Origin of the sequence: Thermoflavifilum thermophilum, from assembly GCF_900116565.1 — a bacterium.
Classification (GTDB): Bacteria; Bacteroidota; Bacteroidia; order Chitinophagales; family Chitinophagaceae; genus Thermoflavifilum; species Thermoflavifilum thermophilum.
Window position 1 is genome coordinate 1636386 of record NZ_FPCJ01000001.1, and the last position, 23391, is coordinate 1659776.

Genomic DNA, 23391 nt, shown 5'->3' on the forward strand with positions numbered 1-23391 from the left:
TCAACAGAAGCTTGGGTTTAGAATTTTTGAACCAGGTGTACATACACATCATATTCGTTTTGGCGAATGCCCTGAGCAATTTCCTGGTTGGTCCAACTCAGGGTAAGCCCCGCGATGGTTTGTCCGCGGAAGATATGCTGGTAGCCTATTGCGACGTTGGTAGCCGACAGGCTTAGCCATTTGTTCAGTCCAAAATACCGGCTGCGATCGTCGGGCGAAATACCGGTTCCCACAATCAGATTCAGGTAATCGTCTCGTTGTTCGCTGTAATAATAACGCAAGGTAGCCCGGTAGGCACCAAACAGTTGCTTGTTCTGGGGTGTCAGGTAAGCCTGTGCATAGAGCCAGTAGTCGCTGAAGTATTTTCCCAATCCCAGGTAAGCTGAGCCCAATGCCGAGCTGTCGAAGTTCAGATACCGGCCCCCGATATCGGCTTGCCAGCCCTTGCGGAAATAATGGGTGAAAGTATAGGCTGCTCGAAGCCTGGGGAAGAGGGAATCATGTGCAAAGGCCAGATCAACATAGGAAATATTGGAAGAATCGTGATTCCAGTACACTTCAGCTTCGCCCTGCAGGCCGTTGCGGTTGTTGCGGTTGGCGAAGTTGAGGCGCAAGTCATAACTCCCCCAGTGCGGCAGGCGCTGGTAGTACAGGCTGGCCAGGTTCCAGGGAGGGGTCGTACGGTCGCCAAAGGAAGTGAAATTATAATCTATGCCGATGGCCTGGTGGTAAGAGGCGATGCGGATCTGATCGCGGAGCGCTTTGGCTGCCAGATTGTGCGGATCGGTTTCCAGCAGGCTGTCGAGGGTTTGCAGGGCATCCTTGGATTTGCCTGCAGCCAGCTGAAAGCTGGCTTTTTTCATCAGCAGTTCGGGCACATGGGGGATATAATGCAAAGCGCTGTCGGCAATCCACAGGGCTGAATCGGTTTGTTGAAGGCTGGCTTTGAGGTTAATAAGGCTAATCCAGGCCAGCGTATCGGATGGTTGTTGGCGGATGGCTGCCCAGAAATAGCTGCTGGCACTATCGGTCTGGTTATTTGCAGCAAATTGTTTTCCGGCCAGAAACAAATTTTCACTAAGGCTGTTTTGCAACTTTGTATCATACGGGTAACGCGTGAACAAATTGGCCAGCAGCCGGGCGGCTTCAGCGTATTGGCCCGAGGCTTCCAACAGCCCTGCTTTTTTTACCAGAAAATCCTTATCCTGCGGGTAATATTGAAGAGCCGTATCACACCAGGCCAGTCCGGCGCCATATTGTTTCATCTGGTAGAGGGCATTGATCATCAGGTCAAGGGCTTCCGCACGAGGAGGATCCAGGGTTAGCAGCATCTGCAGGTCTTCCACGGCCTGGCCGGGTTGTTGGGCTTGCATATCGGCACGAGCAGCTTCCAGCAGCTGATCGAGGTAGGCCTGGCGGTAGCGCAGGTTTTGGGGATGGGCTGTCATGAGCTGGCGGGTGATAGCAGCGGCCTCCTGGTATCGGCCAGCAGCTTCCAGAATACCGGCTTCCCGGAATTGGTAGGGCTCAGGATTTGTTGATAGTTGTAAGGCCTTTCGTACGTAAGCCAGTGCCAGGTTGTATTGTTTTTGCTCCAGGCTCAGGGCAATCATCCTGTCGTAGGCCGGGAGATAGGATGAATCGACGTCCAGCATTTGTTGATAATAACTGGCAGCACTGTCCCATTGTTGATCTTGTTCAAATGCTCGTCCGGCCATCATCAATTCATCCAGCAGATGGACTTTCAGTTCCCGATGCCCAGGGTATTGGGCAGCCAGCCGGGCTGTGAGCGGATAGGCTTCAGCATATTTCCCCATGGCATCGAGCAGGGCAATTTTTTTCAGCAGAAACAACGTGTCGTCCGGATAGTATTGTAAAGCCTGGTTGGCATAGATCAATGCTTCCGGATAGGCATTTTGTGCGCTGTACAGGTTGATGAGGGCCTGAAGAGCTTCCCGGTTGGTAGGGTCGTTGACCAGCACGGCATTGTACTGATATTGGGGCATCAGATGCGCATAATCCCTGGCTGCCTGCAAATGCACGTAGGTGGCAAGTTTTCTCCATTCCGCATTGCGTGGATCTTTGCGGGTCAGTTGCTGCAAAAAGTCTTCCGCTTCCAGATAGCGTTTGGCTGAAATCAAAATACCAATTTTACGCCTGATGAATTCCGGATCATCCGGGTAGTGTTGCAAAGCCTGATTGGCGTAAATCAGGGCTTCGTCATAATGTTCATAGGCGGCTTCGAGGTTGATGAGATAAGTCAGTATTAGCTTGTTGCCGGGATCTATCTGCAGGGCTTGTTGCAGATATGCATGTGCCTGGATATAGTTATGCTGATCCTGATATGAACGGGCAGCTGTTACCAGTTGATCGAGATAGGCTATGTGTAGTTGGGCTTGATTGGGTAGTTTTTTCATGCTTTGCTGCAAGACCTGCATGGCTTCATCAAACTTCGATCCCGCGCTCAATGCAGCCGTTTTTTTCAGAATAAAAAATACACTATCGGGATAATAATACAATGCCATGTTGGCGTAACATAGTGCTTCATCATAGCGTTTATCCTGCATTTCGAGGTTGATGAGATAAGTCAGCGCATCCGCATTGTTGGGCTGTTTGGCCAGCACACGAGAAAGTTCAATGCGAGCTAAATCATATTGATGCGTGAGCATGTACAATCTTCCCAGCAGCAGTCGGATATCCAGGTAATCCGGACTTAAGGCCAATCCCTGTTTACATAAAGCTATAGCCTTCTCGTAATGATGTTGCACATTGGTTTCATACAGGGCCTGTTTCAACAGATCGTCTGATGAAATTTTTTGTGCATGAGCCTGTTGCAAGCTGAACATGATGAGGAAGCCCAAACATATGCTGGAGAGACGCAAAAAATGCGCAGGGTATACGATGTGAGACATAGTTGTTCTGTAGCTTTCAAGTTGAAGCTTCTGATGGTTGTGCCTGGGCCATTTGCCGGCGAGCAAAGCCTTGACGCGACATATTGCCCCAGGCCAGTTTTTTTCCGGTGAAATAAAAATAATTTCCGCGGATAGAGAAAAATACATTCAACGGATGATAAAGAATAGGCTCAACAATAGCCATTGCGCACAAACCAATCACCTGCCATATGCTGTCATAATACTTGAAGGTAAGTTGATCCCACAGAACAGCTATCGTGGTAATGGCTACGGAAAAGCTATACACATAAAGCAGCAGGATCAGGGTATGTGTCCAGTTGATAGACCCTGTCAGGCCTGATACAACATAGAAGATCAGTCCGGTGATTTCCAGAAAGGGTGCCAGCCATTCGAACAGCACCATGTAAGGATAGGTGAGCAATCCCATGATGCCGTATTTGGGATTACCAATCACGCGGCGATGTACGGTGAGGCATTGAATCAATCCTCGTGCCCAGCGGGTTCTTTGCTTGCTGAATACTTTCAAGGTGGAAGGCCCCTCGGTCCAGCACTGGGAATTGGGAATGTACCGCACGCGGTAGGGTAGTTTGTTTTCTTCCATATACCGGCGCATGCGTGTGATCATTTCCATATCTTCTGCAAACGAAGTATGGTCATATCCACCGGCTTTAATCACGATTTCTTTGTCGAATAAACCCAATCCGCCGCTTACAATAATTAATCCATTCATCTGGCTCCAGGCCATGCGACCCAGCAGAAATGAGCGGATATATTCCAGTTCCTGAAAGCGGGGCAACAGTTTTTTGGGAGGAATGACGCGAAGCAATACGCCCTGATCTACCTCGCAGGAATTGGCAATGCGGATGGTGGCTCCCACAGCTATCACCCGGATTTCTTCTTCCAGGAAGGGCTTGACCATGTGGAGCAGGGTATTTTTTTCAATGATGCAATCCACATCGGTGCAGAGGAACAGCGGGTAGGATGCCACGTTGATGCCTGCATTGGAAGCATCGGCCTTGCTTTTGCCGTTTTCCTTGTCCACCACAATAAGCTTGGAAAAAGCCGGATTCGTGGAGCGAAAAACCCTTTTTACCGGTCGGGTTACGATGCGTTCCTGATAGTCAAATTTCACTGGCACGAGTTCAAATTCCCGAATTAATTTTTCGAGCGTATCGTCGGTACTGCCATCGTTCACGATAATCACTTCAAATTTTGCATAGTTGAGTGTAAGCAGGGAATGCACATTGTCTATGATAGTTGCTCCTTCGTTGTAAGCTGGTGCAATCACGGAAATGCCAGGTGCATGCGGAGAATTCAAGATGGATTTATAGTCAACGAAACTATTGCGGCGCTTAAACTGACGGATGGCAAGGGCTGAAAAAATAGCCAGGATAACGTAGAGCGACATAATGGCCGCTGCGTAATAAAAGATAAAGCCTTCATACAGGCTTTGCAATAGATGCCAGAGGTGGGATATGGTAAAATTCAGCAGCATAATTCAGGATTTGATGAGTGGGTCCAGGCAATGTTCCAGCGTACGTCGGCGTTCTTCCGGTGCATGTTGCAACAGGCTCTCGATCAGGTTTTCATCGCCATGGTCAATGATAGCACGAGCAGCTTCTTTCCGCACGGCATAATCCTGTGAACGTAAAAACTCTTCTTTCAGAAAATGCAGATACCGCCCGCTGCGGATATGTCCAAGTGCACGGAGAATGGCCACCTGGCATTCTACCGGTTGATCTACATACAGCTGCACGAGCTGATCTTCGGCATCCACAGCTTCAAGTTGCCCGAGAGCATCTATGGCTGCGGCTCTCACCTGAGCGTTGGGGTGTTCCAGCAATTTCATGACGGCCGGAATGGCATTGAACTGATTGAAGTGCACAATGAGTTTCAGGCAAAATAATTTCAGATCTGTGTTTTCAGCATAATGTAACCACCGGGAAAAACTGGGTATGTTGAGGCCAGGGGTATGGGTGATGACCTCAAACAGAAACAATTGTTCCCAGGGTAGCAAACGTCCGTGCAGGTGATCGAAAAATTTGAAAGGCTCGTTTTTGCTCAGCCGGATATAGGCGGCCTGTGCTTCCATACGCAGCACGCGATTTCGGCTGGTAGTGAGTTCCAGCATGGTTACTTCGGGTACTTGTAGTTGCATTTCAGACAGTTCATGCAGCCCTTCAATTTTTTTGTTCCAGCGCCAGGAGCGGAGTTTACGATAGGAAAGTTTATCGAGTCGCAGTTGGATGTACAACCGGCGGATGACCTGTGCTGTTTTCCCTGCAAAGTTTTTGTGATAATACATCATCACATCTATCAACACCTGCTTTTGCCATCGCCGCCTCAGTCCCAGCTCTTCCCTGAAAACAGCATCCGGTAAAGCAACCTGCTCAGGTGGCGAGATATCAATATCCGGATGAAGCATCACGTGTTCGATGATTAATGCTTCGGCTTTTTGGCGAAATTTATTTTCCCGATGTTGCTTCCATTGATAACGCAGGCGGGTAATGCTCAGCAAGGCATACATGCACAGAATAGCCACCGTAGCTATAACAATCACAATCAGCGCAAAACGGATAAAAGGAGGCTGAGCTTCAAACCAGCTTTGATAAGGCGCAATATACCTGGCCCAGAATGGGTAGGGAATGATTTGTTGCAGCACATCAAACAAGTCTCTCATAGGATGTTTTTCTGAATATGGTTAGCTGACAAGCAGTTTTTCCACTCTTGCCACCAGTTCTGCCGGTACAATGGGTTTGCGGATAAAATCATTTGCACCCAATGCAAAAACTTCCTCCACCAGGCTGTCGAGCTCAACAGAAGAAATCACTACCACAGGTGTTTTTTCATTCTTCAGCTCATGCCTGAGGCGACTGATAATTTCAGTTCCTGGCAGATAAGGCATCATCACATCCGTAATCACGGCATCCGGTGCATAGCGGCGGATTTGCTCCATGGCTTCCTTACCATTGGTGGCAGTAACGACTTCATAGCCTTTTTTGCGAAACAACAGCTCAAGGGTTTTCAGCATCACCGGTTCGTCTTCAATTATCAAAATTTTTTTGGCCATGGATATGGATCATCATCAGTGATAAATCAAATAAATCACTCATTTATATAACTCAAAATTCGGGAAAATATTATTTGATTTTGCAGGCATTGACGCATCATACATTGAAATACCTGACTTCTTATAATCGTACCACAGATTATACTCTTGCAATCTTTTCCAGGGCTTCAGCTATGGACGTCACGGGTGGCTCACATACCCGGTTTTTGCAGATGTATATACGGGTTTGACCAGGCACCAGTTTTTGTTGCAGCAAAGGCAGGTTTTCATCCAGTCCGCCCATAAAGAGGCAATCTGGAAGAAAATGTTGTTGCATGCTTGCAGCCATAACCCGGGCCTCTTCACCCAGCACAGCTATTTCATGTATGCCATAGCTGGTTAAACCCAGCAACTGAGCCCATTTAGCCATGTAAGCAGGCGTTGTCTGTACCTGTGAAAGCATGGTATGCAACATCTGCATGGCATGATTGATGAATGCAGGTTCATCCATGTATATGCCCAGGCGATACAGTACATGTGCCATGGTGGCGTTGGAGGAAGGTATCACCTGGTCTTCTGTTTCCATGATGCGAAAACCCGATGCGGGAGATAAGGTATCGGCCGTAAAAAAGAAACATTTGCTTGTCGCATCCTGAAAATGATCTGATGCAAACTGTACCAGTGTGCGTGCTTGTTCTAACCAGCGGATATCAAATGTAACCTGATACCATTCCAGATAAGCTTCGGCCAGAAAAGCATAATCGTCCAGCATAGCCGGAATCCCAGGCTTGTCTTGTGCAAAATTTCGCCACAGGCTCTGATCCGGAAGCTGCAAATATTTTTGAATGAAACAAATAATATCAAATGCCCTATCCAGATAAGTTTTATCGCCCAATGCCCGATAAGCATCTATGTAAGCTTTTATCATCAGAGCATTCCATGAGGTAATAATTTTGGTATCTGTAGCAGGGCGAATACGTTGCGTGCGGTATGCAAATAATTTTTCTCTGGCTTGATTTAAAAGCATGAGCCATTCTTGTAAATCAAGTTGGTATTGTCTTGCAAAAGAGGCATCATCTTCTGTTACGTATAATATATTCTTGCCTGCTTCCCAATTGCCCTGCCGGTTTATGTGGTAATAGGCAAGGATCAGCGATGCAGTTGTCTCATCAAACAAATCACGGATTTCCTGTTCGGTCCATACATAAAATTTTCCTTCTTCGCCTGCGCTATCTGCATCAATTGATGCATAACATGCACCCAAAGGATGTGTAAGTTCTCTTTCTACAAAGGCAATGGACTGGCGGATGATTTCGGCATACAGATTTTGATGGGTAAGTTGATAAGCATGTGCGTACAGGCTGATGAGTTGGGCATTATCGTACAACATTTTTTCAAAATGAGGGATGCGCCACTGGCTATCGGTTGCATATCTGCAAAAGCCACCTCCAATCTGATCGTATATACCTCCCCGTGCCATGTGATGGAGTGTGGAGTTGACTGCTTGCAGGGCTTCCTCGCGATGAGTAAAATAATAGTATTGCAAGAGCCATTCCCAAACTGCAGGCATGGGGAATTTCGGAGCCCGATTGAATCCGCCCCATGTCAAATCAAGGGATGATTGGATTTGTTCAAACAAAGAAATATAAATATCCAGCAAGGGTTTTTGATTGTTTTCTTCAGGTTGCAAAGGAATCATGAGGCTTTGCCGGATGCCTTCAGACAGATGTTGCGCCTGCTGAATCCATTGTTGGGGTTGTTGCACATGGATGTTTACTATTTGTTGCAATACATGCAACCATTGCTTTTTGGGCAGATAGGTAACTGCATAAAAAGGCCTGCCATCGGGCAGAGCAAAAGCATTCAGCGGCCAGCCGCCATCGCCATTGATCAACACACAGGCCTGCATGTATACCTGATCCAGATCGGGGCGTTCTTCCCGATCTACTTTCATGCAAACAAAATGGGCATTCATAAAAGCTGCGACTTCCTCATCGGAAAAGACTTCTTTTTCCATCACATGGCACCAATGGCAAGCAGCATATCCAATGCTGATGATGAGGAGTTTATTTTCCTGTTGTGCTTTTTGCAAAGCTTCCTCACCCCAGGGATACCAGTTCACCGGATTATGTGCATGTTGCAGCAGGTAGGGACTGGTAGCGTGGATCAATGCATTGGTATGTGCAGAGGTCATGGTGAGGGACTTTTTACGAAGATAATTACAAAAGCCCTGCAAATAAGCATCTGGCTGTTATCCAGATTATACCTGCCTGTAAATTGAAAATGATAAGGCAGGCAAACAAAGAAATATTTTAAAGTTCTTTGGGAGAATGGTGTTTCAATACTTTTGCTTCCACGTAAAAGATGATTTCTTCAGCCAGGTTTTTAGCCTGATCACCCACGCGTTCCAGTTTGCGGATGATGGAAAGCACCAGCAGTTCCTGGCGGATGAAGGGACTGCTCTGTTGCAGATGTGCGGTTACGATATCCAGTGCCTCGATGTTGTATTTGTCTATGATTTCATCACGTTGGAAAATGCTTCGTGCCAGCGCGGTATCTTCTCTTTCAAAAGCCCTTCGGGTATCGGAAAGCATGGTGAGGCTTTCGGTGTACATATCGAGCAGATGGGTGGATTGCAGCAAGCCATGATCAAAGGCGGCAGGAGCGTCCATAACATATCGTGCAATGCCGTCGGCAATATCGGCGGTGCGCTCCAGGTTGGCATTGATTTTTAATACGGCCAGCAAAAACCGCAAATCAACAGCCACCGGTTGATAACGAGCCAGGATATCTTCGCATTGTTCATCAATCTTCAGTTCGTATGCATTGATGCGTTTTTCTTTTTGCATGACTTCACGGGCGAGATTCTGGTCATATTCCAGCATGGCTTTGTATGCAGCTTCCAGCTGGGCTTCTACCATGATCCACATCAGGATCACATCGTCTTTTAATTCTTTTAAAGCATGTTCAAGTGCGGTCATAAGGCATTAGCTAAAACGTCCGGTAATATAGTTTTGGGTGCGCTGATCTTTGGGTGCGGTAAACAATTGCCGGGTGGGCGCAAATTCCACCAGTTCACCCATGTAGAAAAATGCTGTTTCATCGCTTACCCGGGCAGCCTGTTGCATGTTGTGGGTGACGATGATCAGGGTATAATTTTTTTTCAGTTCCTGCAGCAGTTCTTCGATGCCGGCCGTGGAAATGGGATCCAGGGCCGATGTGGGTTCGTCAAGTAAAAGAAGATCGGGCTTCATGGCAATGGCCCGGGCAATGCACAGGCGCTGCTGTTGTCCGCCCGACAAAAATGTGCCTTTTTTCTTGAGGTTGTTTTTCACCTCTTCCCAGAGAGCGGCTTTTCGCAGGGCATCTTCCACGATGGCATCTTTATCGCTTCGGCTTAATTTGATGTTGTTCAGCAGATAGCCTGCCAGCACATTTTCATATATCGTCATGTGAGGGAAAGGATTGGGCCGCTGAAATACCATGCCTACGCGCAGCCGAAGCATAATGGGCGACATGCGGTAGATGTCTTCTCCCTCCAGCAGAATTTGACCTTCGGTACGGGCTTCAGGGGTAAGCTCGTGCATCCGGTTGATGCAACGCAAAAAAGTAGTTTTGCCGCAGCCAGAAGGGCCCATAACAGCAACAACTTCATTCCGGTGAAGGGTGAGATTTACGTTCTTCACCACCTCATGCGTGCCAAACCAGGCATGAAAATGTTTAACTTCTAATATCGGACGCTCCATTTTCGGATAATCATTCGGGTCAATATATTCAATAACAGGATCCAGCAAAGCAAAACCAGGGCAGCACCCCATGCCAGCTGGTGCCAGCTGTCGTAAGGACTGATGGCATAATTGTAAATCAGCAAAGGCAGGCTATGCATGGGATGAAAAATATGAAAACTCAGATAAGGATTCCCAAAAGCTGTAAATAAGAGGGGTGCAGTTTCCCCCACAATCCTGGCTACCGACAGAATGATGCCCGACAATACACCACTGAGGCTGCAGGGTAGCAGCACCTTCATGATGGTCTTGTAGTAGGGTACCCCTAAGGCCAGAGAGGCTTCCCGCAGGTGAGTGGGAAAACGTTTCAGGGTTTCCTCCGCCGAACGAATCATGATGGGAAGCATCATGATGGCGAGTGCTACGCTTCCCGAGAATGCGGAAAAAGATCCCATGGGTTTTACCAGCCAGTCGTAGGCCACGATGCCGACTACGATGGAAGGGATGCCGGTAAGCACTTCCACACAAAACCGAATCACATTAGCCAGTCGTCCCTGTGGATGTTCGCTAAGATACAGGGCGCTAGATATACCTATTGGTACAGCCATTAGGGTGGCTACACAAACAATCAACACACTGCCTACCAGCGCATTGGCGATGCCTCCCCCCGCTTCGCCTACGGGTCGAGGAAGTTGAACAAAAAACGACCAGTTGATAGCTCCGATTCCCTGTTTGATGATATAAATCAGGATATACACCAGGGGAAGCAGGGTGAGCACCGTAAAGAACAGCACGATTCCGCGAATACTTGCGGAGATCAGCTGCCGGCGCCGAATATGTTTGATTGAATTGAGGTGCATATACTCAGGTACTGAATTGTTTGATAATCCGTTTCCCGATCAGATGAATAAGGGTAGTAACGAGAAACAATACCAGCCCGAGTTCAATCAGGGCTGAAAGATACACGTTGCTGGCGGCTTCTGTAAATTCATTGGCAATTACACTGGCCAGGGTATTTCCCGGCGAAAAAATGTTTTTGGGCAAGGCACTGGTATTCCCTATGACCATGGTAACTGCCATGGTTTCACCCAAGGCTCTTCCCAGGGAAAGCAAAATTCCAGCCAAAATCCCGGTCCGGGCATAGGGCAGCACCACATGGCGGATGACTTCCCAGCGGGTAGCTCCCAGTGAATAGGCGGCTTCCTTCAGTTCAGCGGGCACCATGTGAATGATTTCCCTTCCCAGAGAGGCCGCGTAGGGTATGATCATGAGAGCCAGGATCAGTGATGCGGTGAATATGCCTACCCCATAAGGCAGCACGTGCCATTTCATTTCCAGCTGTCTGACCAGCGGCACCAGTACAAACAATCCCCAGAATCCGTAAATCACGGAAGGAATGCCGGCAATGAGTTCCACCGCTTCGCGAACTACGCCGGCCATGCGATTTTTACCTTTTCCCGGTGGGAAATATTCGCCCAGAAAGATAGCTATTGAAAGCGAAAAAGGCAGGCTGATGAACAATGCCAGAAAAGATGTCAGCAGGGTGCCCGCCAGAAAGGGCAACGCACCAAATACCTCAGTTACCGGATCCCATACTTTTCCCCAGAAAAAATGAATACCTGTAGCCCGAAATGAGGGGATGGAACCCACTATTAGGGTCAGGAAGATAGCTATCACCAGGCAAAGCACAATTAAACCTGCAATGTGCAAGGTGTGTCGGAACCATTGGTCTTTTCTGTCGGCATTGGAAATGCGCGCGATCAGCCGATGTGAGCGAGGGATGGATCGGCTGACCTCAGCGCGTGATGATGTAGAAGCATGTGTTTTAGAAGTAAATGTTGGCAACGGTTCTGGCATGCATCTCAATTTATTGGGCTGATGTTTCGAGGACAGGTTTGCCGTCAAAGGTGATGGTTTTCAGCAGGTTTTCAGCTGTTGCCTGAGCTTCTGCTGAGAGCGGAGCGTAGTGTAGATCGGCACAATAGCTTTGCGCATTGTGAGTAACCCACCAGAACAGTTTCACCAGCTCTTGGGCCCTATCCAGCGAGCGATCACCGTAATGTTGTTCCCGATACAGAATTGCCCATGTAAAGCCACTGATGGGATATCCGTCGGGGGCCGTGGTATTGGTTACAAATACTTTGGCATCGGCAGGAAGCTGGATATTGGAAGCTGCTTGGGTACTGGCAATGGTGGGTGCAATGAAATGGCCTGAAGCGTTTTGTATTTTAGCCACGGGCATCTGGTTTTGAATCGCATAGGCCAGTTCTACATATCCAAATCCTCCGGGTGTTTGCCTGATCAGCCCGCTTACGCCCTCATTCCCTTTTCCACCCAGGCCTACAGGCCAGTTAACCGAAGTGCTGGCCCCTACTTTGGCTTTCCATTCCGGGCTGATTTTGGAAAGATAGTTGGTGAAAATATTGGTGGTACCGCTACCATCGGAGCGGTGCACCACGGCAATGGGCAGGTTGGGCAGTTTGACTTTGGGATTGATGGCCTGGATGGCGGGATCGTTCCAGCGGGTGATTTTGCCCAGATAAATATTTGCCAGTACATCGGGGGTGAACTGCAGGGTATCTTGAATCCCCGGTAAATTATAGGTGAGTACCACGGCGCCTGCGCAGATGGGAATATGCACCACAGGAGTACCTGCCTGTTTTTCCTGATCGTCGGTGAGTGGCGCATCCGAATCACCGAAATCCACGGTTTTGTTGATCAGCTGCAGGATACCTCCTCCCGAACCGATGGACTGGTAGTTGACCTTGATGCCGGTTTGTTGGGTGTATACATTAAACACTTTTGAGTAAAACGGGTAGATGAATGTGCTGCCGGCGCCCAGCAGGGTTTTGTTATCCTGTGATGAAGCAGCAGTCTGGGATGTCTGTTTCTGTCCGCCACCACCGCAGGAGGCCAGCAAAGCCATGGATGCAATGGCTAGTGAAATCAAATTTGTTTTTTTCATAGTTCTGTATTTTTTGTGTGAATGATTATTTGGCAAAAACATAATAGAATGTGATTCGGTATACCAGGTCGTAATCACGGTATGCCTTTTCTTTGAATGAATCGTTTTTGCTGGTGTACTGATTATACCAGATGTTGGGTATCAGATGTACCTGAGGGATGGGTGTAAAGTCAAGCCCTGCCGTGATGAATCGTTCCGTATTCTGCGGATCATAATTGGTCACCAGGCCGGTCCATTGGGTTTGAGGAGTTAGGGCTTTTCCATCGGCGGGGTTATACAAGTCCATTCGGGCGAAATAATGTAGTTTATCGGGCACCAGCTGTCCGTGGGCAAAGAAAGAAACTCCGCTGGCCTGCTGATTCAAGGTATCTGAAACCTGGCTGACCAGATCGGTGGCCACCATGCCATTTTTCAGGAAGTTGATGAAAGCCGAGGCTCCTACGGTGAATTGAGGAGTAGTATAGGCGGCAAACAGTTTCCACATGTTCCTGCTTTGGTGAAAGCCCGGTTGCCAGTGCATCCGGTCATAATCGGCGTACAGGTCCAGCACCAGGTGTTGTTGAAACAGTTTGGCCCAAAGGTCAGCATAAAACCATTTGAAGCGGCTGGATGAAGGTTTGGCACCTGTTCCGTTGCCCACCAGCAAGTTGTAGCCAAAGTTTTTGGTTTGTGGGTCGAAAGTACCCTGCAGGCCGGCACCCATATCAAAAGATGGTGTGCGGCGGATGTCTGCAATGGTTCGTTCAACCGAACGGTATTTCCAGGTGGGCTCTTCCAACGGGACAAAGGCAGGCGTAGGCTGTTGTCCAATGATGAGATCGGTGCCCTTCCAGATGTTTTTCCAGCGAAGATTAGCGAATTTGATATAAAATGCATATTTCCCGCTTTGGGTTACATCGGTTACGTCTTCAGCGGCCACGCCCAGTTGGGCCTGGAAACGATCATTGAGCGGCGTTTCATAGGCCAGATAAATTCGGCGGAACTGGAAGGCGTTGGCATTTTGTGGAATACCGGTGTATTGATTGGCTTGTCCCCGGCTTAGGCTATCGCTATGAGCTTTATAGTAATAGTCACCAAAGATATAGCCGGTAAGCCTTCCTTGGTTCCAGAAGCCGGTACTGCCGTGTTGCTGAGCATGCAGAAAAATCGGGAGAAAAGCCATTGCCAATCCACAAATGGCTGCTTCAAACTTTACCAGTTTAAACATATACAAGCGTTGATGGTGTGCCGCAAAGAAATGACAACCCGATGATGGCAATGTTAACTTAAGATGAACTTAATGTTAAGAGCGCTTTTCATTTTTCCTTCCCTGACCGGAAAGCCTTGCCACCAGTACAATAGCCATTAAACTCATTAACCTGGCTATTACAAATACCAAACTTATTTCCCACCTCATAAGGCTCAACGAGTTTCACGAAGCTGATATAAACGGATGTACTTGTTTTTGAAGGAAAAGGGCAACCGCACAGAGAGTTCCACCTGCAGCTGGCATTCCTGTTCAAACCACATTTCCAGATCCCGGATGCGCCAGGTTTCATCGATGGGCATTTGCAAAACTTCTGTCTCATTGACCGGCAAGCAAAAACCTATTTGCTGAAGGGTGTAGCCCAATGGAGCAGGCTCGTGTTGATAGTACACTTCCATATCACAGCCAAGCAATTGTTTTATTTGATTTTTAAGAGCTGAAACGGTCATGTCGGGCGATAAATGCAGGATTTTGACGCGGGATATGGGCATGGGATGCACATTATGATTTTTCTAAAAGCTTTGCGATAGGCGATGATCAAACATCATCCTGCGGCAAGATGCTTGTTGCATGTAAATTTTCGGGCAATTTGCCGTGAAGTTTTTATGAATATCAACAGATTAAAATCATAATTCTCGGCCGATTTCGTCTGACCTGTGTATTTTTGTGCATTGTAATTTTCTCTTAGCCATGAGCGCCAACAGCTGGATTCATTTTTTTCTCCCGAAGGATCGGGTATTTTATCAACTTTTTGAACAGGTATCCGATAACCTTCAAAAAATGGGAGAAACCCTGAAAGAAGCCGTCATCACTTCCAGTTCTGAACGCCAGCGTGAGCTTGTGAAGATGATTGAAGATCAGGAGCATACCAACGACGATCTTACCCATCGCGTATTTCTGGAATTAGGGCAAAATTTCATTACACCTTTCGATCGGGAAGACATTCATTATCTGGCCAGCGCATTGGATGATGTGGCCGATTATATTCATGGATCGGCCAAGCGCCTCATTATGTACCGGATTCAGCCTACAGATGAGTACATCTGCAAGCTGGCCGATATTATTTATAAAGCCATTCTGGAATTGAAGAAAGCCATCTTAGAATTACGCAACATGAAAAATTTGCGCAACATTACCAATGCTTGTGTGATTATTAACAGTCTTGAAAATCATGCAGACGATGTATATGATACTGCTGTGACCAATCTGTTTGCCCTTGAGCAGGATCCGATCAAGATTATCAAAATGCGGGAGATTTATCAAACGCTTGAAACTGCAACTGATAAATGTGAAGATGCAGCCAATGTGATTGAATCCATCATCGTGAAATACGCTTAGATCGTTTTATTTGTTTGATATGTTTACGCTGCTTGTGGTGATCATTAGCCTGGCTTTGTTGTTCGATGTCATCAACGGATTTCATGATGCAGCCAATTCCATTGCCACCATTGTATCAACCAAGGTATTATCGCCTACGGCAGCCGTCGTTTGGGCCGCTTTTTTCAATTATATTGCCCTGCATCTGTTGCCATTACATGTTGCCGAGCAGGTGGGTAAAGGAATTGTAGATCCGCATGCCGTAACGCTTACCGTATTGCTTTCCGGCCTCATAGCAGCCATTGTATGGGATTTGATTACCTGGTGGTATGGCATTCCCACCAGTTCTTCACACACACTGATTGGAGGTTTTGTGGGCGCAAGCATTGCCCGCAGTGGCTTTGGGGTGATTATCACCAGCGAGATCATCCGGATTACTTTGTTCATTGTGTTGGCACCGCTCATCGGGATGATATTTGCGCTCATCATTACCATCATCATTACTCAGTTGGGAAGAAAATCCAGCCCCCGGCATATGGATAAGCTTTTCAAACGACTGCAGCTGGTTTCATCGGCTGTGATGAGCATAGGGCATGGTACCAGTGATGCGCAAAAATCCATGGGCATCGCTTATGTGGCCTTGATTTCGGCCGGGATGATTTCGGTACACGATCCGATTCCGGGATGGGTGGTATATGCTTTTCAGATTGCTATGGCATTGGGAACTTTATTGGGCGGGTGGCGGATCGTAAAGACCATGGGGCAGCGTATCACCAAGCTGCATCCTTTTGAAGGGTTCTCTGCTGAAACAGCTGGTGGACTTACCCTTATATTCGTGGCGCTGGCCGGCATTCCAGTGAGTACTACCCATACCATTGCTGGTTCCATCATGGGGGTGGGAGCCGCCAAGCGCCTGTCGGCCGTGCGTTGGGGCGTTTCCCTGAATATGGTCTGGGCCTGGATTATCACCATACCTATCACCGCTATTTTAGCCGCTTTGCTTTACGCTTTGCTCCACCTGTTTATCCATGCCTGAAAAAGAATCCTCATTTTCATTCAGATGCGCCTGAAATTCCTGTTATATTTGTTGGTTGTCAAAAGCTATTTATGAAAGGAATTATCCTGGCCGGCGGTTCCGGTACCCGATTGCACCCCATCACGTATGCCATTAGCAAACAGCTGATGCCGGTATATGATAAGCCCATGATTTATTATCCGCTATCTACGCTAATGATTGCCGGCATTCGTGAAATCCTGATTATCTCTACCCCTCAGGATTTGCCCCTGTTCAGGCGTTTATTGGGCGATGGGCATCAATATGGATTGCAATTGCAGTATGCTGAGCAACCTGAGCCCAAAGGTTTGGCTCAGGCATTTGTGATTGGGGAATCGTTTATCGGAAAGGAAAAAGTGGCTTTGATACTGGGCGACAATATTTTTTATGGCGCCGGATTGGGTGAACAATTATCCCGAAATCTGGATCCGGATGGGGGTATTGTGTATGCCTATCATGTGTCAGACCCGCAGCGATATGGTGTGGTGGAATTCGATGCGCAACATCGGGTGATTTCCATTGAAGAAAAACCCCAGAAACCCAAATCAAATTATGCTGTGCCAGGACTGTATTTTTACGATAATGATGTGATTGACATTGCCAAACAGCTAAAGCCCAGCGCACGGGGTGAATATGAAATCACCGATGTGAACAAGGAATATCTCAGGCGGGGAAAGTTGCATGTTTCAATTCTGGGAAGAGGCACGGCCTGGCTCGATACCGGTACGTTTGATTCCCTGATGCAGGCAGCCCTGTTTGTACAGGTCATTGAACAACGGCAGGGAATTAAAATTGCCTGTATCGAAGAAATAGCCTATCGCAAGGGGTATATTACCCGGGAACAACTCATCGAGATTGCCCGCCCGCTGCTCAAAAGCGGCTACGGACAATATTTGATGCAAATCATGGAACAGGAATCAAATTAACTTCATTATGGCTACTATTCTGGTTACAGGGGGTTGCGGCTATATCGGATCGCATACCATTGTGGATCTGATAGATCACGGTTTTGAAGTGATTTCCATTGATAATTACGCCCGCTCCACACCGCGTTTATTGAAAGGAATTGAAAAGATCACCGGGAAAAAGATTATCAATTATCCGGTAGATTTATGCAACTACGAAGCGCTTCGGGCCGTATTGCGTGCGCATCCCGAAATCGAAGGCATCATTCATTTCGCTGCTTTTAAAACGGTTCCGGAATCGGTCGAAAAACCACTCATGTATTATCACAACAATCTGGAATCGCTCATCAATCTGCTGCAGTATATTCAGGAATATCAGGTGCCTTATTTTGTGTTTTCTTCTTCTTGTTCGGTATATGGCAATACGGATCAGTTGCCGGTGGTAGAGGAAACCCCGCTGGGTGAAGCGCAATCGCCCTACGCCCGCACCAAACAGATGGGCGAACAGATTATTTATGATGTATCGAAAGTAGCCTCCAATCAGTTTATTTTGCTGCGATACTTCAATCCTGTAGGCGCTCATCCCAGCGGATGGATCGGCGAAGTGCCGCTTGGCAAGCCCGATAACCTGGTGCCGGTGATTACCCAAACCGCCATTGGTAAATTGCCGCAGATGCAGGTGATGGGGGCCGACTATCCCACACGCGATGGCAGCTGTATTCGCGATTATATTCACGTGATGGACATTGCCCACGCCCATACACTTGCATTGCAATATCTAATGGAGCATCGCAACAGCAGCAACTACGAGATTTTCAATCTGGGTACAGGCCGCGGCGTAACCGTACTGGAAGCCATCCAGGCTTTTGAAAAAGTAAACGGCGTGAAACTAAACTATACCATTGGCCCGCGCCGGCCGGGCGATGTGGTGGCAATTTATGCGGATAACAAAAAAGCCCGCGAAAAACTGGGCTGGGAACCGAAATATACCATCGAAGATATGATGCGCACGGCCTGGCAATGGGAGCTGAATATGGCCAAAGGTGTGGTGTAACACATGCCGCTTCGCAGGAGTGGTGTATATTTGTTTCTTTAGTTAATCATTTGGTTTATGGCTTTACAGGATATTCAGGTATTGGGACATCAAGATACCCGTTCGGGTTTTGGGGAAGGCATTCATGAACTTGGTAAAAAGAATCCGCGTGTAGTGGCTCTCACGGCTGATCTGGCGGGATCCCTCAAGCTGCAGAAGTTTATCAAAGACTTTCCCGATCGTTTTTTTCAATGTGGCATTGCAGAAGCCAACATGATGGGGGTAGCAGCGGGACTTACCATCAGCGGGTTTATTCCCTATGCTACTACATTTGCCAATTTTGCCACCGGCCGGGTATATGATCAGATCCGCCAGTCCATCGCTTATTCCGGTAAAAACGTCAAAATCTGTGCATCCCATGCCGGACTCACATTAGGCGAAGATGGAGCTACGCACCAGATTCTGGAAGATATCGGGCTGATGAAAATGTTGCCAGGCATGACCGTGGTGGTGCCCTGCGATTTTAACCAAACCAAGGCTGCTACCATAGCAATTGCCGAACATGAAGGTCCGGTGTATTTGCGTTTTGGTCGCCCCAAATGGCCCATTTTCACACCTCCCGACGAACCCTTTGTAATTGGGCAAGCCCAGCAGCTGAACGAAGGGAATGACGTATCCATCTTTGCCTGTGGCCACATGGTGTGGATTGCTATTCAGGCTGCGAAAGAACTCGAACAGAAAGGCATTCATGTGGATCTCTGGAACGTACATACCATCAAGCCGCTGGATGTGGAAGCTATCCTCGGTTCCATTCAGAAAACGGGATGTGCCGTTACAGCCGAAGAACACAATATCTACGGCGGCTTGGGCGATAGTATTGCCCAGGTGGCGGCCAGGCATTATCCTGTTCCGATTGAATACATTGGCACAAACGACACGTTTGGAGAAAGCGGTACTCCCGATGAATTGCTGAAGAAATACGGGTTGGATAGTGCCCATATTGTGGCTGCCGCAGAAAAAGTGCTGGTGCGCAAGAAGCATTAACCAACAAACCAGCATGTTATCTAATAAAAATCCCGCCTGCTGGAGGCGGGATTTTCTTCCACAGGCTCTCCTGCCTGCTTGCAGGCTTGCTGATCAGGGTTTCACGTCTTGTTTCAGATCCCGACGATCCTGATGCAGGTCTTTTTTGTCTTGCCTGACATCTTTTTTATCCTGGGCAATATCCCGCGCCTGATGCGCAGCTGCACGATACCGGCCCTGGCGAATGTCGCGATGCAACTGTGCCTTGTCCTGCGCAATATCTTTTCTGTCCTGACGAATATCGCGCCGGTCGTGGCGGATGTCTTTTACATCGTGTTTAACGCCCTGAACAGGAACACGGATCATGGCTGGTGATGCCTGAAAGGCCGAGATGCTCATCATCAGAGCTAAGCAGCCGGCCATACATGTGTTTTTCATAACCATGGGTTGAAAGGTGAATAAATGTTTTGATAATGAGACCTTCCCGGAGCAAAGAAGTTTAAGACAAGCAATGAAAAATTATTTTATGCGTTTTAATTAAACCTGCTTTCGAAAGGTTTGTCTAACAAGACTGATGCAGGTGTAGGTTCCACTGCTGTTTATGGTTCACAAAATCGAATGACATACACGGATCAGCAACTGCTTGCTTTGTTCAGATCGCCGGATACGCGTGAACAAGCCTTTACGGCTCTGGTGAAGCGTTATCAGGAGAAATTATATTGGCATATACGGAGATTGGTGATTGATCATGAAGATGCACATGATTTATTGCAAAACGTATTTATCAAAGTGTGGCATCATCTGGATGATTTCCGCGAAGAATCACAGCTCTACACCTGGCTGTATCGCATTGCTACCAATGAATGTCTGACATTTCTGGAACAACAAAAGAAAAAAAGAGCTATCTCGCTTTCGGATGTGGAAAATAGTTTGGAAAACAAATTAAAGGCTGAAAAGCATTTTGATGCGAACAAGCTGGAATGGAAGCTGCAACAGGCAATTCTGAAATTGCCTGAAAAGCAAAGAGTGGTTTTTCATTTGCGGTACTATGATGAAATGCCGTATGAAACGATGAGCCGTATTTTGCATACCTCTGAAGGAGCTTTGAAAGCTTCTTATCATCACGCGGTCAAAAAAATTGTTGCCTATTTAAAAGACGATTAAACGATGCATAAACAAGTTTGTCCAAATAAAAAACCCTGATATGCCAAAGCCTACGGAAGAAACGGATGAAGTTCGACAGGAATGGATGCGGCTCACGCGTGGCAGGATTCAGCCTCCGGGACATCCGGATTTTGATGTGCCAGGTGATTATTTTACCTTTTTTCTCCAGCAGCTCAAGGCAAGGTTGATGGAGAAAAAGGATCCGGCATGTGTAGCTCAGGATGCAATCCGGAAGGAAGCGGATCTGCCTGAAAAGAAAATACCGCGCCAGCTGCCATTTGTAGTTCCGGAAAACTATTTTGAAACTTTTCCCGAACAGCTGATGCAAAAGCTTGGGGCTCAGCCGCCCTTACCGGCAAAAAGAAAATGGCTGTCCGGACGGATGATTCGTGCTGCGCTGGCTGCCTGTCTGGTGGGTATGGGTGTGGTCGGCTGGTGGATGTATCAGCGTCAACAATCCATAGAAGCACGCCTGGAACGCGTTCCCACGGAAGCCATTGCCCAGTATCTGGAACTGCATACGGATTTGTTCAACAGTGATTTGATTGTGCATCAGTTGGGCAACAGTGAAATTAGCCTATCGTTACCTTCACCCACTTCTTATGGAGGGATTACACCGGATGATATCCGGGAATATTTAGATCTGGACTCCTTGCCCGATGCGTCGTTTATGCAATGAAAAACAGATGTGATGATGCGAAGAAGCTATCTCTGCTTATTTTTCCTTGTTCTGGCTGCAACCCAGGTGAATTTTACCAGGCTGAAAGCACAGAATAATGCCAGGGCTTTGCAGCGTATTGAAGCCTTGAAGATTGCTTATATTTCACAAAGGTTGAATTTAACACCCGAAGAAGCCGAAAAATTCTGGCCGATTTATAACCAATACGAGCAGGAGATGAATGCGGCGCGCCAGCAACATCGCCAGCAGCAGCTCAATGCCCAGCATCTGGCTTCAGCGACGGATGCCCAGGTAAATGAAGCCCTGAACGACGAACTGGCTTATGAACAGCAGCTGGTAGATATCCGGAAAAAATATCGCCAGCAATTCGAACGAGTACTTCCTCCTCGCAAGGTTGCCTTGCTCTTTGTGGCAGAAAGAGAATTCACCAATCAGCTGATTAACCAGCTGAAGGAACGCCAGCAGCGGCGAAGGCTGCAGCAAAAGCCTTAAAGCAATTTACAATTCCCGGATCCGGATAATCCGAAACCACACTTCATCCCCATGATCCTGCAGGGCAATATGTCCGCTGTGATAGGTGGCAAAAACGGGCCATTGCTTGAATTTGCTGTGGGCTACGAGGCTGTCCCATTGCGGCGTCCAGAGCTGGGTTTCCACTACTTTTTTGCCGTTCATCCAGAAAGTCAGCTGGCCGTTCAGCAGTTTGATGCGGACGGTGTTCCAAGTTCCATACGGGTGTACGGCTTTGGGATCGGCTGCAATCAGGTCGTAGAGTGAGCCGGCCAGGTGGGAGGGGATTTTATTGTCTTCGGCATATTGATTATCGAGCACTTGCATTTCCGGACCCGTGAAATAAGTGGCGCCGATATGGGGGTCTTCGTGTACCAGAAAGAGAATCCCGCTGTTGCCTCCTTTGCTGATTTTCCATTGCAGTTCCAGTTCAAAATTGCTGAATTCCCTGTCGGTTACGAGGTCTCCTCCGCGGGCATTTCCGCTGTGGTCCAGCACAATGGCTCCGTCCTGTACTTTCCAGGCCGGTGCTGGTGCCGATTGATGATAGCTATGCCAGCCGGTTAGGTCGCGGCCGTTGAAGAGGCTTATCCATTTGTGCCGGGAGGTGGCTTGCGCCGTAGCTGGCATTTGCGAGGCACCCAGCAGGATAAACAGACAGATTGTCCAACAGATTCGTTGCATAAAACAGGTTTTAGAAGGTGGAAAAATAAGTTTAATCAAGGCCCAGGACTTTTTTATTCAGCTGTTCGTTGGCTCCCGCTCCGGCAAAATCATCAAACGCTTTTTCGGTAACGCGGATGATATGCCGGCGAATGAATTCGGCACCTTCGCGGGCTCCGTCTTCCGGGTGCTTCAGGCAGCATTCCCATTCCAGCACGGCCCAGCCCGGGAAATCATATTGGGCCAGCTTGCTGAAGATGGCTTTGAAATTCACTTGTCCATCGCCCAGGGAACGGAATCGGCCAGGGCGGTCAATCCAGTCCTGATAGCCGCCATAAACCCCGCTACGGCCGGTGGGATTGAATTCGGCATCTTTTACGTGAAACATTTTGATTTTCTCATGGTAGATGTCAATATACTCCAGGTAATCAAGGCATTGCAGTACGAAATGGCTGGGATCATAGAGCAAACATGCCCGGGGATGGTGGCCCGTAGCTTCTAAGAAACGTTCGTAGGTAATGCCATCATGCAGATCCTCGCCAGGATGAATTTCATAGCAGAGATCCACCCCACATCGATCAAATTCATTCAAAATAGGTAACCAGCGTTTGGCGAGTTCTTGAAATCCGGCTTTTACCAGGCCAGCAGGGCGCTGGGGCCAGGGATAAACAGTATGCCAGAGCAAAGCCCCGCTGAAGGTGGCATGGGCAGTGAGTCCCAGATGCTGGCTGGCACGGGCCGCATATTTAAGCTGGTTTACTGCCCATTCGGTACGGGCTTTGGGGTTGTTGCGATAGGCAGGGGGAGCAAAATTGTCGAACAAGACGTCGTAAGCCGGATGTACGGCCACCAATTGGCCTTGCAGATGGGTACTTAATTCCGTAATTTCCAACCCGGCCTCCTGCACAATACCTTTGATTTCATCTGCATAGGTTTTGCTTTCGGCTGCTTTTTGCAGGTCTATCAATCGGGTGTCCCAGGTGGGGATTTGCACCCCTTTGTATCCCAGGGAAGCAGCCCATTGGCAGATGTTTTTCAGGTTGTTGAACGGTGGCTTATCGCCCATAAACTGCGCCAGGAAAATGGCAGGACCTTTAATTGTTTTCATGATGCACGTGTTTTTCAGATTTGAATCAAATCATTAAC

General features: G+C 47.9%; 23 protein-coding genes. 8 read left to right on the forward strand and 15 right to left on the reverse strand.

From position 1 onward, the window contains the following. Nucleotides 1-17: 17 nt before the first annotated feature. The 12 genes from BM367_RS06990 to BM367_RS07045 all read right to left on the reverse strand — a co-directional run bounded on the left by BM367_RS06990 (nt 18) and on the right by BM367_RS07045 (nt 14388). Nucleotides 18-2912 (reverse strand): tetratricopeptide repeat protein, encoded by a 2895-nt coding sequence (locus tag BM367_RS06990; protein ID WP_177224144.1) that lies wholly within the window; start codon nt 2910-2912, stop codon nt 18-20. Nucleotides 2913-2928: 16 nt separating this feature from the next. Then, on the reverse strand, nt 2929-4407 hold the full coding sequence (locus BM367_RS06995; RefSeq protein WP_092459267.1) for a glycosyltransferase family 2 protein: 1479 nt from the start codon (nt 4405-4407) through the stop codon (nt 2929-2931). Nucleotides 4408-4410: 3 nt separating this feature from the next. Next, nucleotides 4411-5592, reverse strand: coding sequence for a HEAT repeat domain-containing protein (locus BM367_RS07000; RefSeq protein ID WP_092459269.1), 1182 nt, complete (start codon nt 5590-5592; stop codon nt 4411-4413). A gap of 21 nt (nt 5593-5613) precedes the next feature. Further along, on the reverse strand, nt 5614-5982 hold the full coding sequence (locus BM367_RS07005; protein ID WP_092459271.1) for a response regulator: 369 nt from the start codon (nt 5980-5982) through the stop codon (nt 5614-5616). Nucleotides 5983-6121: 139 nt separating this feature from the next. Further along, nucleotides 6122-8155, reverse strand: a complete 2034-nt coding sequence (locus tag BM367_RS07010; RefSeq protein WP_092459273.1) for a thioredoxin domain-containing protein — start codon at nt 8153-8155, stop codon at nt 6122-6124. Between the two features lie 118 nt (nt 8156-8273). Continuing rightward, a complete protein-coding gene (gene phoU, locus BM367_RS07015; protein WP_092459275.1) occupies nt 8274-8942 on the reverse strand; it encodes a phosphate signaling complex protein PhoU in 669 nt (222 codons plus the stop codon). Between the two features lie 6 nt (nt 8943-8948). Beyond that, on the reverse strand, nt 8949-9707 hold the full coding sequence (gene pstB / locus BM367_RS07020; RefSeq protein ID WP_092459277.1) for a phosphate ABC transporter ATP-binding protein PstB: 759 nt from the start codon (nt 9705-9707) through the stop codon (nt 8949-8951). Then, on the reverse strand, nt 9689-10546 hold the full coding sequence (gene pstA / locus BM367_RS07025) for a phosphate ABC transporter permease PstA (RefSeq protein ID WP_092459279.1): 858 nt from the start codon (nt 10544-10546) through the stop codon (nt 9689-9691). Before pstA ends, pstB begins: the two co-directional genes overlap by 19 nt. 4 nt (nt 10547-10550) lie before the next feature. Next, the gene (gene pstC, locus BM367_RS07030; RefSeq protein WP_092459281.1) at nt 10551-11543 is read right to left on the reverse strand and encodes a phosphate ABC transporter permease subunit PstC; all 993 of its coding nucleotides are present in this window, start codon (nt 11541-11543) and stop codon (nt 10551-10553) included. Nucleotides 11544-11553: 10 nt separating this feature from the next. Beyond that, nucleotides 11554-12651 carry a phosphate ABC transporter substrate-binding protein PstS gene (pstS, locus tag BM367_RS07035; RefSeq protein ID WP_092459283.1) on the reverse strand — a complete coding sequence of 366 codons (1098 nt, stop codon included), beginning with the start codon at nt 12649-12651 and terminating at the stop codon, nt 11554-11556. A gap of 25 nt (nt 12652-12676) precedes the next feature. After that, entirely contained in the window at nt 12677-13858 is a 1182-nt protein-coding gene (locus BM367_RS07040) for a hypothetical protein (protein WP_092459285.1), read from the reverse strand. Between the two features lie 194 nt (nt 13859-14052). Beyond that, nucleotides 14053-14388: a hypothetical protein gene (locus tag BM367_RS07045; protein ID WP_092459288.1), complete on the reverse strand. Its 336-nt coding sequence runs from the start codon at nt 14386-14388 to the stop codon at nt 14053-14055. 199 nt (nt 14389-14587) lie between these two features. Here BM367_RS07045 and BM367_RS07050 point away from each other — a divergent pair, with 199 nt between their 5' ends. From BM367_RS07050 to BM367_RS07070, 5 genes are all read left to right on the forward strand, one after another. Further along, on the forward strand, nt 14588-15235 hold the full coding sequence (locus BM367_RS07050; RefSeq protein WP_092459290.1) for a DUF47 domain-containing protein: 648 nt from the start codon (nt 14588-14590) through the stop codon (nt 15233-15235). Nucleotides 15236-15254: 19 nt separating this feature from the next. Then, complete coding sequence (locus BM367_RS07055) at nt 15255-16250, forward strand: inorganic phosphate transporter (RefSeq protein WP_092459292.1); 996 nt, start codon at nt 15255-15257, stop codon at nt 16248-16250. A 71-nt stretch (nt 16251-16321) separates the two neighbouring features. After that, a complete protein-coding gene (gene rfbA / locus BM367_RS07060; RefSeq protein ID WP_092459294.1) occupies nt 16322-17194 on the forward strand; it encodes a glucose-1-phosphate thymidylyltransferase RfbA in 873 nt (290 codons plus the stop codon). Nucleotides 17195-17201: 7 nt separating this feature from the next. Continuing rightward, nucleotides 17202-18227, forward strand: coding sequence for a UDP-glucose 4-epimerase GalE (gene galE, locus BM367_RS07065; RefSeq protein WP_092459296.1), 1026 nt, complete (start codon nt 17202-17204; stop codon nt 18225-18227). A 57-nt stretch (nt 18228-18284) separates the two neighbouring features. Further along, on the forward strand, nt 18285-19250 hold the full coding sequence (locus BM367_RS07070) for a transketolase family protein (RefSeq protein ID WP_092459298.1): 966 nt from the start codon (nt 18285-18287) through the stop codon (nt 19248-19250). Nucleotides 19251-19343: 93 nt separating this feature from the next. On the opposite strand, the gene BM367_RS07075 is transcribed toward BM367_RS07070, so the two are convergent. Further along, entirely contained in the window at nt 19344-19652 is a 309-nt protein-coding gene (locus BM367_RS07075; RefSeq protein WP_092459300.1) for a hypothetical protein, read from the reverse strand. A 135-nt stretch (nt 19653-19787) separates the two neighbouring features. Here BM367_RS07075 and BM367_RS07080 point away from each other — a divergent pair, with 135 nt between their 5' ends. Genes BM367_RS07080 through BM367_RS07090 form a run of 3 tightly spaced genes read left to right on the forward strand, consistent with a single transcriptional unit; the run spans nt 19788 to nt 21564 of the window. Continuing rightward, nucleotides 19788-20393, forward strand: coding sequence for an RNA polymerase sigma factor (locus tag BM367_RS07080; protein WP_245759925.1), 606 nt, complete (start codon nt 19788-19790; stop codon nt 20391-20393). Nucleotides 20394-20433: 40 nt separating this feature from the next. Continuing rightward, complete coding sequence (locus tag BM367_RS07085; RefSeq protein ID WP_092459304.1) at nt 20434-21072, forward strand: hypothetical protein; 639 nt, start codon at nt 20434-20436, stop codon at nt 21070-21072. Nucleotides 21073-21084: 12 nt separating this feature from the next. Beyond that, nucleotides 21085-21564 carry a hypothetical protein gene (locus tag BM367_RS07090; RefSeq protein WP_092459306.1) on the forward strand — a complete coding sequence of 160 codons (480 nt, stop codon included), beginning with the start codon at nt 21085-21087 and terminating at the stop codon, nt 21562-21564. A gap of 6 nt (nt 21565-21570) precedes the next feature. On the opposite strand, the gene BM367_RS07095 is transcribed toward BM367_RS07090, so the two are convergent. Both BM367_RS07095 and BM367_RS07100 read right to left on the reverse strand, forming a co-directional pair. Then, nucleotides 21571-22266, reverse strand: a complete 696-nt coding sequence (locus BM367_RS07095; RefSeq protein ID WP_092459308.1) for a 3-keto-disaccharide hydrolase — start codon at nt 22264-22266, stop codon at nt 21571-21573. Between the two features lie 31 nt (nt 22267-22297). After that, a complete protein-coding gene (locus BM367_RS07100; RefSeq protein ID WP_092459310.1) occupies nt 22298-23353 on the reverse strand; it encodes a sugar phosphate isomerase/epimerase family protein in 1056 nt (351 codons plus the stop codon). Nucleotides 23354-23391: the final 38 nt, after the last annotated feature.

What these genes read in the sequence shown, in the direction of transcription:
- BM367_RS06990 (WP_177224144.1), bottom strand. Translation starts at nt 2,912, where the DNA reads ATGTCTCACATCGTATACCCTGCGCATTTTTTGCGTCTCTCCAGCATA.
- BM367_RS06995 (WP_092459267.1), bottom strand. Translation starts at nt 4,407, where the DNA reads ATGCTGCTGAATTTTACCATATCCCACCTCTGGCATCTATTGCAAAGC.
- BM367_RS07000 (WP_092459269.1), bottom strand. Translation starts at nt 5,592, where the DNA reads ATGAGAGACTTGTTTGATGTGCTGCAACAAATCATTCCCTACCCATTC.
- BM367_RS07005 (WP_092459271.1), bottom strand. Translation starts at nt 5,982, where the DNA reads ATGGCCAAAAAAATTTTGATAATTGAAGACGAACCGGTGATGCTGAAA.
- BM367_RS07010 (WP_092459273.1), bottom strand. Translation starts at nt 8,155, where the DNA reads ATGACCTCTGCACATACCAATGCATTGATCCACGCTACCAGTCCCTAC.
- phoU (WP_092459275.1), bottom strand. Translation starts at nt 8,942, where the DNA reads ATGACCGCACTTGAACATGCTTTAAAAGAATTAAAAGACGATGTGATC.
- pstB (WP_092459277.1), bottom strand. Translation starts at nt 9,707, where the DNA reads ATGGAGCGTCCGATATTAGAAGTTAAACATTTTCATGCCTGGTTTGGC.
- pstA (WP_092459279.1), bottom strand. Translation starts at nt 10,546, where the DNA reads ATGCACCTCAATTCAATCAAACATATTCGGCGCCGGCAGCTGATCTCC.
- pstC (WP_092459281.1), bottom strand. Translation starts at nt 11,543, where the DNA reads ATGCCAGAACCGTTGCCAACATTTACTTCTAAAACACATGCTTCTACA.
- pstS (WP_092459283.1), bottom strand. Translation starts at nt 12,651, where the DNA reads ATGAAAAAAACAAATTTGATTTCACTAGCCATTGCATCCATGGCTTTG.
- BM367_RS07040 (WP_092459285.1), bottom strand. Translation starts at nt 13,858, where the DNA reads ATGTTTAAACTGGTAAAGTTTGAAGCAGCCATTTGTGGATTGGCAATG.
- BM367_RS07045 (WP_092459288.1), bottom strand. Translation starts at nt 14,388, where the DNA reads ATGCCCATATCCCGCGTCAAAATCCTGCATTTATCGCCCGACATGACC.
- BM367_RS07050 (WP_092459290.1), top strand. Translation starts at nt 14,588, where the DNA reads ATGAGCGCCAACAGCTGGATTCATTTTTTTCTCCCGAAGGATCGGGTA.
- BM367_RS07055 (WP_092459292.1), top strand. Translation starts at nt 15,255, where the DNA reads ATGTTTACGCTGCTTGTGGTGATCATTAGCCTGGCTTTGTTGTTCGAT.
- rfbA (WP_092459294.1), top strand. Translation starts at nt 16,322, where the DNA reads ATGAAAGGAATTATCCTGGCCGGCGGTTCCGGTACCCGATTGCACCCC.
- galE (WP_092459296.1), top strand. Translation starts at nt 17,202, where the DNA reads ATGGCTACTATTCTGGTTACAGGGGGTTGCGGCTATATCGGATCGCAT.
- BM367_RS07070 (WP_092459298.1), top strand. Translation starts at nt 18,285, where the DNA reads ATGGCTTTACAGGATATTCAGGTATTGGGACATCAAGATACCCGTTCG.
- BM367_RS07075 (WP_092459300.1), bottom strand. Translation starts at nt 19,652, where the DNA reads ATGGCCGGCTGCTTAGCTCTGATGATGAGCATCTCGGCCTTTCAGGCA.
- BM367_RS07085 (WP_092459304.1), top strand. Translation starts at nt 20,434, where the DNA reads ATGCCAAAGCCTACGGAAGAAACGGATGAAGTTCGACAGGAATGGATG.
- BM367_RS07090 (WP_092459306.1), top strand. Translation starts at nt 21,085, where the DNA reads ATGATGCGAAGAAGCTATCTCTGCTTATTTTTCCTTGTTCTGGCTGCA.
- BM367_RS07095 (WP_092459308.1), bottom strand. Translation starts at nt 22,266, where the DNA reads ATGCAACGAATCTGTTGGACAATCTGTCTGTTTATCCTGCTGGGTGCC.
- BM367_RS07100 (WP_092459310.1), bottom strand. Translation starts at nt 23,353, where the DNA reads ATGAAAACAATTAAAGGTCCTGCCATTTTCCTGGCGCAGTTTATGGGC.